Genomic DNA, 9,362 nt, shown 5'->3' with positions numbered 1-9,362 from the left:
CTTCTGGGCGGGGGCCCCCCCGGGGGCACAGCGCACACCCCCGGGCAAGCGAGGGCGCGGCCCCGCGGGCGCGGGCGGCGGCCACACCCCCGGGGGCCCCCCCCCCGCGCCCCCCCCCCTTACATGTACGTGTGGCTCAGGCTCCGAGTCTGAGGCGTGTCGCTTCGAGCAGCCGTACGACCGAGTCGTCGGCGACGTCGGCCACCTCGTCGTAGGCGAACCAGCGCACGTCCAGCGACTCGTCACTGATGACGTGCTCGGCGTCGCGCGGAGCGAGGACCGCGTACTGGACGTCGAAGTGCCAGTTGCACGGCGACGGGATCGGATGCCGGTCCAGGCGCACCGGGCCGCCGGGAAGCGGTGTCAGACCCGGGATGCCCGACTCCTCGGTCGCCTCGCGCAGTGCCGCGGCCCGCAGGGTGACGTCCTCCGGCTCGCAATGGCCGCCCATCTGCAGCCACATCCGCAGCTTCCTGTGCAGGGTCAGCAGCACACGGTCGTGCTCAGGGTCGATCACCAGGGCGCTCGCCGTGACATGGCCGGCGCTACAGGCCTTCCACATGCCGTCCGGATACGCCGCGAGGTGATCCAGATAGGACTGGCACAACTCTTCCTGGCCCTCGTACCCCTTGAGCACGAGGACCGCGTCGTCGTACAGACTCACTCGGCGTCGTCGCCCTTGGCGTCGTCGTTCTTGTCCTCCTTGGACAGGTTCGGCTTCTCGCCCGCGTTGCCCGCCGCCTCGCCGAGCAACTTGTCCAGCTCGGAGAAGTCCAGATGCTCGCGGTGCACGAAACCGTCCGGATCGTCCAGATCGGTGGCCGTCGGCAGCATGTCCGGATGGGCCCACAGGGCGTCGCGGCCGTCCACCCCGCGCGCGTCCGTGAGCGAGGCCCACAGACGGGAGGCGTCACGCAGGCGCCGCGGACGCAGCTCCAGGCCGATCAGCGTGGCGAACGTCTGCTCGGCCGGGCCACCCGTGGCGCGGCGACGGCGCAGCGTCTCACGCAGGGCGTCCGCGGACGACAGACGCGGCTTCGCGGCCGCGTGGACCACCGCGTCCACCCAGCCCTCCACGAGCGCCAGTGCCGTCTCCAGACGGGCCAGGGCGGCCTTCTGCTCCGGCGTGTCCTCCGGCTGGAACATGCCCTGCTGCAGCGCGTCCTGCAACTGCTCGGGGTTCTGCGGGTCGAACTGGCCGACCACGTCCTCCAGCTTGGCCGTGTCCACCTTGATCCCGCGCGCGTACCCGTCGACCGCGCCGAACAGGTGCGAGCGCAGCCACGGCACATGCGCGAAAAGACGCTGGTGGGCGGCCTCGCGCAGAGCGAGGTAGAGCCGCACCTCGTCCTTCGGCACGCCCAGGTCCTTGCCGAACGCCTCGATGTTCACCGGCAGCAGGGCGGCCCGGCCGGCCGGCCCGAGCGGCAGGCCGATGTCCGTCGAGCCGACGACCTCGCCCGCGAGCACGCCCACGGCCTGGCCGATCTGCGTGCCGAACATGGCGCCGCCCATCGAGCGCATCATGCCGATCAGCGGGCCCGCCATGGCCTGCATCTCCTCCGGCAGGACGTCGCCCATCGCCGCGCCGACGCGCTCGGCGACCGGGTCGACGAGCTCCTGCCACGCGGGCAGGGTCGCCTCGACCCACTCCGCGCGGGACCACGCCACCGCGGAGCCTGCGCCGGACGGCAGGGACGTCGCGTCGTCCAGCCACAGGTCGGCCAGGCGGACGGCCTCCTGGACGGCATTGCGCTCGGAGGGGCCGACGCTGGCGTCCTTGGTGCCGTCCGGCGTGCCCTGGGAGACCGTCTGGCGGGCGATCTGCTTGGCCATGTCCCAGTTCACCGGGCCGCCCTCGTAGGAGAGCATCTGGCCGAGCTGCTGGAACGCGGCGCCCAGGTCGGTGGGGTTCAGCGAACCGAACATGGCAGCGAGCGGATTGTCCGCACCCGGGCCGCCAAAGCCTCCGGCTCCGGGCAGCCCGAAACCGAATGGGTTGTCCGGTCCCTGCCCACCACCGCTCTGCTGGTCCTTCTTCTTGCCCTCGTCGCCGTCTTCCGGCTCCTCCGGCGGAAGGCCGAATCCGAATGGGGTGTCACTCACGGGGTTCCTCGGCTGGTAAGGCCACCGGCTTTTCTCCGGCGGCGCGGCTGCCCGACAACACCACCCAGCGTAGACACCCGAGGCCCGATCGGGCCTCGGTGCTTCGCCGACTCGTGGCCTGCGGCAGGATGGATGCCACCTGGTACGTACGCGTCACTGGCGCTCGTACTGAAGACAACCGCTGGAGACGCCCGGTGAGTTCCCCAGATCCGCAGGTTCGCGCAGCGCGAAACCATTCAACCCCACCCGCCGTGCGCGGGCCCGTGGTCGCGGTCACCGGTGCCGCGACCGGGGTCGGCGCGCTTCTCACCGAGCGGCTCGCCGCGTCCGACGCGATCAAGCAGGTCGTCGCCATCGACGAACGGCGCGGGGAGTGCGCGGCGGCGCAGTGGCACATCCTCGATGTGCGGGACCCGGCCATCGCGGACAAGCTGCGGGGCGTGGACGTGGTCGTGCATCTGGCACTCGACCTCGACCTGGGGAGTGACGCGGCCGCCCGTACGGCCTACAACGTGCGGGGGACACAGACCGTGCTGACCGCCGCGGCGGCGGCCGGGGTGCACCGTGTGGTGCTGTGCACGTCGGCGATGGTCTACGGAGCTCTGCCGGACAACGAGCTGCCGCTGTCGGAGGACGCGGAGCTGCGGGCGACCGCCGAGGCCACCGGTGTGGGCGACCTGCTGGAGATCGAACGGCTCGCGCGACGCGCCCCCCGCGCGCATCCCGGGCTGAACGTGACCGTGGTCCGGCCGGCCCTGCTGGTCGGGGGCACCGACACGGCGCTGACCCGGTACTTCGAGTCGCCACGGCTGCTCGTCGTCGCCGGGTCGCGGCCCGCCTGGCAGTTCTGCCACGTCGAGGACCTGTGCGCCGCTCTGGAGTACGCCGTTCTGGAGAAGGCGGACGGCGAGCTGGCCGTCGGGTGCGACGGCTGGCTGGAGCAGGAGGAGGTCGAGGAGCTCAGCGGGATCCGGCGGATGGAGCTGCCGTCCGCCGTCGCGCTGGGCGCGGCGGCCAGGCTGCACCGGATCGGTCTCACTCCCTCGCCGGCCGGGGACCTGGCCTACACGATGTATCCCTGGGTGGTGAGCGGGAGCCGGCTGCACGAGGCCGGGTGGCGGCCGGGGTGGACCAATGAGGAGGTGCTCGCGGAGCTGCTGGAAGAGGTGTCCGGGCGGCACACGGTCGTCGGACGGCGGCTGGGGCGGAAGGACGCGACCGCGGCGGGTGCGGCGGGTGCGACGGTGGCTCTGCTGGGCGCGGCGGCTGTCGTACGGCGGGCCCGCAAGGCCCGGCGGCGCATCTGAGGCCGCCGGCCTCGGCCCGACAGGGTCCACGGGACCCCGCCGGGCGCGGGACGCGCCGACGCCGTCCCGCTGTAGGACACTCCAAACAGCCACGCGCGCGTGGCTGGTGAAAGTCGTATTCCACGATGCCGGAGGTGTACGGCACGATGGGGGTATGGCACCCACGAACGATCACCCCGGTGAGCAGACGGCGCAGGACCCCATCAAGCTGATCGCCGTTCGCGAGGCCGCGCTCTCCGTGGACGAGGTCTTCCGGGCCGTGGGGGACGACGCGGCGGGCGGGATCGCGCTCTTCGTGGGGACCGTGCGCAATCACGACGGCGGGGCCGACGTCGACCGGCTCGGGTACTCCTGCCACCCCAGCGCCGAGGCCGAGATGCGGCGGATCGCCGAGAAGGTGGTCGCCGAGTATCCGGTGCGGGCGCTGGCCGCCGTGCACCGGGTGGGGGACCTCGGGATCGGGGATCTGGCCGTCGTCGTCGCGGTCGCCTGTCCCCATCGGGGCGAGGCCTTCGAGGCCTGCCGGAAACTGATCGACGACCTCAAGCACGAGGTGCCCATCTGGAAGCACCAGAAGTTCTCCGACGGCACCGAGGAGTGGGTCGGGGCCTGCTGAACGGGCCACAGAAACTCCGGTTGCGTAACCACACCCCGGGCACGAGCGTTGTCAGTGCGGATGGTTAATCTGCTGATCAGTCAGTCGCGGACGCTCACAAGGGGTCGGGAGGTCGGCATGGCGGCGCTCGCCTGGTTGCTTATTCCGTTTGCCGCAGCGATAGGTGCCGGTCTGTGGGGAAGCTGGGCCAACCGCACCCGTAAGGTGCGCGGCGACGGCCCGGAGCTCGACGGGTACGCCCGGTTCCGCGAGGCCATGGAGAGGTCCCACTCCCGTACGTGAGGTATCGGACGGGGGAGCCCTGACGGTGTGCTGACAGACGCGTCCCGTACTGTCGAGACATGCCACGCCGCACCGCGACGATGCTCGCCTCCACCCTGATGCTGATCGCGCTCCTGTGCGCGGGAGTGCTCATTCCCGTGCCGTACTCGGAGATGTCGCCGGGGCCGACCGTGAACACCCTCGGGGACCATGGCGGCGAGCCGGTGCTGCAGATTTCCGGCCACAAGACGTACGGCACCTCCGGCCACCTCAACATGACCACCGTCCGGGTCACCAGTGCCGACTACAGGATGAACCTCGTCGAGGCCGTCTACGGGTGGCTGGCTCATGACGACAAGGTCGTGCCGCACGAGACGCTCTACCCGGACGGCAAGACGGAGGAGCAGTCCACCCAGGAGAACGCCGAGGAGTTCAGCCAGTCCCAGGAGAGCGCGAAGGTCGCCGCGCTCAAGGAACTCGGCATTCCCGTGAAGTCCTGGGTGATCGTCTCGACGGTCGTCAAGGACTCCCCGGCCGAGGGCAGGCTGCACGCCGGTGACGTCATCAAGGCCGTCGACGGCACGGCGGTCAAGCAGCCGTCCGACGTCGCGCAGCTCGTGACCAAGCACAAGCCCGGTCAGGACGTTGTGTTCACCGTCGTCCCGGCGAAGGAGCAGGCCGCCGCCGAGAAGGAGAACAAGACGGCGACCGGGACCGAGAAGGTCACCGTCACCACGGCGACGTCGCACGACAGCGGTGCCAAGCGCGCCATCGTCGGGATCTCCGCCGGCACGGACCACACCTTCCCGTTCAGCATCGACATCAAGCTCGCCGACGTCGGCGGGCCCAGCGCCGGTCTGATGTTCGCGCTCGGCATCTACGACAAGCTCACCCCGGGAAGCCTCACCGGCGGCAAGTTCGTCGCCGGCACGGGCACCATCGACGACGAGGGCACGGTCGGGCCGATCGGCGGCATCGAAATGAAGACCGTCGGCGCGCGCAGCAAGGGCGCCCAGTACTTCCTCACACCCGCCGAGAACTGCGCCGCCGCGGCGAAGGACACCCCGAGCGGCCTCACCCTCGTCAAGGTGAAGACCATCGGCGACGCCCTCCACGCGCTCAACGACATCCGCGGCGGCGACACCGCCGACCTGCCGAAGTGCACGACCAAGGGGTGACACGCGGGAGCCGGTGAGACGGTACGTGGCTGTGCACGGCTGGGGGCGCCCCTGAGTTCCAGGGGCGCCCCCAGCGCCGTACCGGTACCCGCAGGAGTCAGTCCTCGAAAGTCGCCGTCAGGGCCTCGGCCAGGCCCGGCACCAGGTCGGGACCGGTGAGGACCTCGGTCGGGGTGTCCTTCTCACGCAGGCGCACCGCCGACTCGCGGGTGCCGTCACGCAGGACGGCGACCGTCATACGGACCTCCTGGCGCTCGGGGTGGTCCGCCACCCACTTCGCCAGCTTCGCGCCGCTCAGGCCCTGCGGGACCTGCGCCTCCGCGGAGGGGGGAAGCATCAGGCGCTCGACCGTGAGAGCGCAGCCGGAGACCGCGTCGGGCCAGGCGATGGTGCCGAGGAACTCGTCGAGTGCCTTGTCCGTTGGAACCTCGTCCTGCTCGATCGGGGTGAGACCGACGGTCTCGGGCTCGTCCTGCAGGCCGAGCTGGGCCGCGAGGGCAGGTTCCTGAGCCCGCAGCCGCGCGGTGTCTACAAGGGCGAAGAGGCGAGCGGGCTGGTCCCAGCCGAGGCCGGAGGCGTACTCGTCGATCTCGAGTACGGCCCGGGTGAGCGGGTTCGCTGCCATGGGAGTGTTGGACATGGTCACAATCCTGCCTCGTTCCCGGCCCGAATCGGGAACCGAGTAAACGATGAGTAAGTTGCATAGATGTGGGCCCGCGATCACGGGGGGCCACGGACGGTCCGCGAACACGAGGGCCTGACGGATCAACAGCGATTTTCGAGGTGCGCACCTTGGCTTTCCAGATGCCGGACCGCGGCGGGGGCCCGACGGGGCCGCGGATCAGAGTGGGCCGCCCGTCCCGGCGCGCCCGCACCCTGCTCATGACACTGGGCGTCCTGGCCGTCCTCGGCATGGCGTTCACCATGTTCGCGGGGTTCTGGACGGACTGGTTGTGGTACCGCTCGGTGCACTACTCGTCCGTGTTCACCACCATGCTGTGGACCAAGATCGGGCTCTTCTTCGTCTTCGGCCTGCTGATGGCGGCCGCGGTCGGCTTCAACGTCTGGCTCGCGCACCGGCTGAGGCCCCCGTTGAGCGCCATGTCCATGGAGCAGCAGAGCCTCGACCGCTACCGGATGGGCATCGCGCCGTACAAGACGTGGCTGCTGCTCGGCATCGCCGCGCTGGTCGGCCTCATCGCGGGTGCGTCCGCGGCCGGCCAGTGGCGGACCTGGCTGATGTGGGTCAACGGCGTGCCCTTCCACCAGAAGGACCCGCAGTTCCACCTCGACGTCTCCTTCTACGCCTTCGACCTGCCCTGGTACCGCTTCCTGCTGGGCTTCGGCTTCGCCACCGCGATCCTGTCCCTGATCGCCGCCGCGCTCACCCACTACCTGTACGGCGGGCTGCGCGTGACCAGTCCGGGCGCGCGTGCCACGGCCGCGGCCACCGGGCACCTGTCGGTGCTCCTGGGTATCTTCGTCGCCCTGAAGGCGGTCGCCTACTGGCTCGACCGCTACGGACTCGCCGTGAAGTCCAGTGACTTCAAGGCGACCGGAAACTGGACGGGCCTCAGGTACGTCGACGCGAACGCCTACCTGCCGGCCAAGACGATCCTGTTCTGCATCGCGGTGATCTGCGCGCTGCTGTTCTTCGCCACACTGTGGCGGCGCACCTGGCAGCTGCCCGTCATCGGCTTCGGCCTGATGGTGCTCTCGGCGATCCTCATCGGCGGCCTGTACCCGGCCATCGTCCAGAAGTTCCAGGTCCAGCCCAACGAGCAGGCCAAGGAAGCCCCGTACGTCCAGAAGAACCTCAAGGCGACCCGCGAGGCGTACGGCATCGACGACGCCAGGGTCACCGAGTACCAGGGCAAGAGCAACACCGCGGACAAGACCAGGCTGCGTGACGACGTTGACGGCGCGGCGAGCATCCGGATCATGGACCCGAACGTCGTCTCGCCGACGTTCCAGCAGCTCCAGCAGATGCGGAACTACTACGGGTTCCCGACCAACCTCGACGTCGACCGGTACCCGACCAAGGACGGCAAGGACCAGGACACGGTCATCGGTCTGCGTGAGCTGAACCTCGACGGCATCCCGAAGAACAACTGGATCAACGACCACTTCCGCTACACCCATGGCTACGGCGTGGTCGCCGCCAAGGGCACGGAGGCGGACTCCGAGGGCCGCCCGGTCTTCACCGAGTACGACCTGCCGTCGCAGGGCGAGCTGCCGACGTACCAGCAGCGGATCTACTACGGCGAGAAGACCACCACGTACTCGATCGTCGGCGGTCCCCAGAAGGAGATCGACTACTCCGACGACAGCGGCGAGAAGACCACGAGCTACAAGGCGAAGAGCGGGGTCAACCTCTCCAACCCGCTCAACCGGGCCGCGTACGCGGTGGCGTTCAACGAACCGCAGATCCTCTACTCCGGTGCCATCGGCGAGGGGTCGCGGATCCTGTACAACCGCACGCCCAAGGCGCGCGTCGAGGCGGTCGCCCCTTGGCTGACCATCGACGGCGACGCCTACCCGGCCGTCGTGGACGGTCACATCCAGTGGATCGTGGACGCGTACACGACGACCAACGGCTACCCGTACGCCTCCCGTACGACCCTCGGCGACACGACGGCCGACTCGCTGACCGCCGCCAACAACTCACGCGCGGTGGTGGCCCAGCAGAACCAGGTCAACTACATCCGCAACTCGGTGAAGGCGACCGTCGACGCGTACACCGGTGAGGTCAAGCTCTACCAGTGGGACACCCAGGACCCGGTGCTGAAGACCTGGATGAAGGCCTTCCCCGGCACGGTGCAGCCGAAGACCGGCATCTCCGCCTCGCTGATGGCCCATCTGCGCTACCCGCAGGACCTGTTCAAGGTTCAGCGCGAGCTGCTCACGCGCTACCACGTGACGGACGCGCAGACCTTCCTGACCGGCAGCGAGGTGTGGCAGGTGCCGGACGACCCGACCAACAGGTCGGGCAACGCGGTGCCGCCGTACTACCTGAGCATGAAGATGCCCGGACAGCAGTCGCAGGCGTTCTCGCTGTCCACGACGTTCACCCCCAACGGGCGTGACAACCTCAGCGCGTTCATGTCGGTCGACGCCGAGGCGGGCACGCCCGAATACGGCAGGATCAGAATCCTGAAACTGCCGACGAGCACAACGGTCAACGGGCCCAAACAGGTTCAGAGCCAGTTCAACTCCGAACAGGACATCGCCTCCGCGATCAGCCTGCTCAGCCGCGGTCATTCGAGCGTGGAGTACGGCAACCTGCTGGCGGTGCCGCTCGACGGAGGACTGCTGTACGTGGAGCCCGTCTACGTACGCGGTGGCGGACTCAAGTACCCGCTGCTGCGGAAGGTACTGGTGAGCTACGGCACGAGCTACGCCTTCGAGGACACGCTCGACGAGGCCCTCAACAAGGTCTTCGGAGTGCAGGGTTCGACCAGTACGCCACCGGACACCGGCACCGGCAATCCGCCGCCGTCGGGCAATCCGACCGTCCAACAGGCTCTCGGTGACGCCCAGAAGGCCTTCGACTCGGGGCAGGAAGCCCTGAAGAAGGGCGACTGGGAGGCGTACGGGCGGGCCCAGAAGGATCTGGAGGACGCGCTGAAGCGGGCCAAGGACGCCCAGTCCAAGGCCGATGGGACCAGCGGCGGCGACAAGTCCACCGGCGGCAGTGGTCAGGGCGGCGGCAAAAGCTGATCAAGGCCACCCCGCGCCGTGATAGGGTTGCCACACAACGGCGCGGGGTGGAGCAGCTCGGTAGCTCGCTGGGCTCATAACCCAGAGGTCGCAGGTTCAAATCCTGTCCCCGCTACTGCAGAGGATGGGGCGCGGTCGTCACGAGTGGAGGCGAGTGTCTTTGTTGTGTCTGAG

Annotated in this window: 7 protein-coding genes and 1 tRNA gene; 5 read left to right on the top strand and 3 right to left on the bottom strand. The window is 69.4% G+C overall.

Annotation, left to right across the window (positions count from 1 at the left end; all coding sequences use genetic code 11):
• Positions 1-136 precede the first annotated feature (136 nt).
• Complete coding sequence (locus tag ACFW2E_RS17580) at positions 137-664, bottom strand: NUDIX hydrolase (RefSeq protein WP_384467305.1); 528 nt, start codon at positions 662-664, stop codon at positions 137-139.
• The gene (locus ACFW2E_RS17575; protein ID WP_384467303.1) at positions 661-2,106 is read right to left on the bottom strand and encodes a zinc-dependent metalloprotease; all 1,446 of its coding nucleotides are present in this window, start codon (positions 2,104-2,106) and stop codon (positions 661-663) included. The genes ACFW2E_RS17580 and ACFW2E_RS17575 overlap by 4 nt, the downstream gene beginning before the upstream one ends.
• 194 nt (positions 2,107-2,300) lie before the next feature.
• Between ACFW2E_RS17575 and ACFW2E_RS17570 the strand changes: the two genes are divergently transcribed.
• The 3 genes from ACFW2E_RS17570 (at position 2,301) to ACFW2E_RS17560 (ending at position 5,468) form a co-directional block, all read left to right on the top strand.
• Positions 2,301-3,413: an SDR family oxidoreductase gene (locus tag ACFW2E_RS17570; protein ID WP_384467301.1), complete on the top strand. Its 1,113-nt coding sequence runs from the start codon at positions 2,301-2,303 to the stop codon at positions 3,411-3,413.
• A 154-nt stretch (positions 3,414-3,567) separates the two neighbouring features.
• Positions 3,568-4,029, top strand: a complete 462-nt coding sequence (locus ACFW2E_RS17565; RefSeq protein WP_384467299.1) for a molybdenum cofactor biosynthesis protein MoaE — start codon at positions 3,568-3,570, stop codon at positions 4,027-4,029.
• Positions 4,030-4,370: 341 nt separating this feature from the next.
• A complete protein-coding gene (locus tag ACFW2E_RS17560) occupies positions 4,371-5,468 on the top strand; it encodes a PDZ domain-containing protein (RefSeq protein WP_384467297.1) in 1,098 nt (365 codons plus the stop codon).
• A 97-nt stretch (positions 5,469-5,565) separates the two neighbouring features.
• Here the strand turns inward: ACFW2E_RS17560 and ACFW2E_RS17555 are convergent, their stop codons facing one another.
• Complete coding sequence (locus ACFW2E_RS17555) at positions 5,566-6,108, bottom strand: PPA1309 family protein (protein ID WP_384467295.1); 543 nt, start codon at positions 6,106-6,108, stop codon at positions 5,566-5,568.
• 164 nt (positions 6,109-6,272) lie between these two features.
• Between ACFW2E_RS17555 and ACFW2E_RS17550 the strand changes: the two genes are divergently transcribed.
• Positions 6,273-9,188: a UPF0182 family protein gene (locus ACFW2E_RS17550; protein ID WP_384467306.1), complete on the top strand. Its 2,916-nt coding sequence runs from the start codon at positions 6,273-6,275 to the stop codon at positions 9,186-9,188.
• Between the two features lie 41 nt (positions 9,189-9,229).
• Positions 9,230-9,303: transfer RNA gene (locus ACFW2E_RS17545), tRNA-Met, on the top strand.
• Positions 9,304-9,362: the final 59 nt, after the last annotated feature.

It is taken from the genome of Streptomyces sp. NPDC058964 (genome assembly GCF_042741275.1).
Lineage (GTDB): Bacteria > Actinomycetota > Actinomycetes > Streptomycetales > Streptomycetaceae > Streptomyces.
This window is presented reverse-complemented; position numbering and strand designations above follow the sequence as displayed.

Coding starts and splice junctions, on each gene's coding strand:
- ACFW2E_RS17555 (WP_384467295.1), bottom strand. CDS start 6,108: ATGTCCAACACTCCCATGGCAGCGAACCCGCTCACCCGGGCCGTACTC.
- ACFW2E_RS17565 (WP_384467299.1), top strand. CDS start 3,568: ATGGCACCCACGAACGATCACCCCGGTGAGCAGACGGCGCAGGACCCC.
- ACFW2E_RS17560 (WP_384467297.1), top strand. CDS start 4,371: ATGCCACGCCGCACCGCGACGATGCTCGCCTCCACCCTGATGCTGATC.
- ACFW2E_RS17550 (WP_384467306.1), top strand. CDS start 6,273: ATGCCGGACCGCGGCGGGGGCCCGACGGGGCCGCGGATCAGAGTGGGC.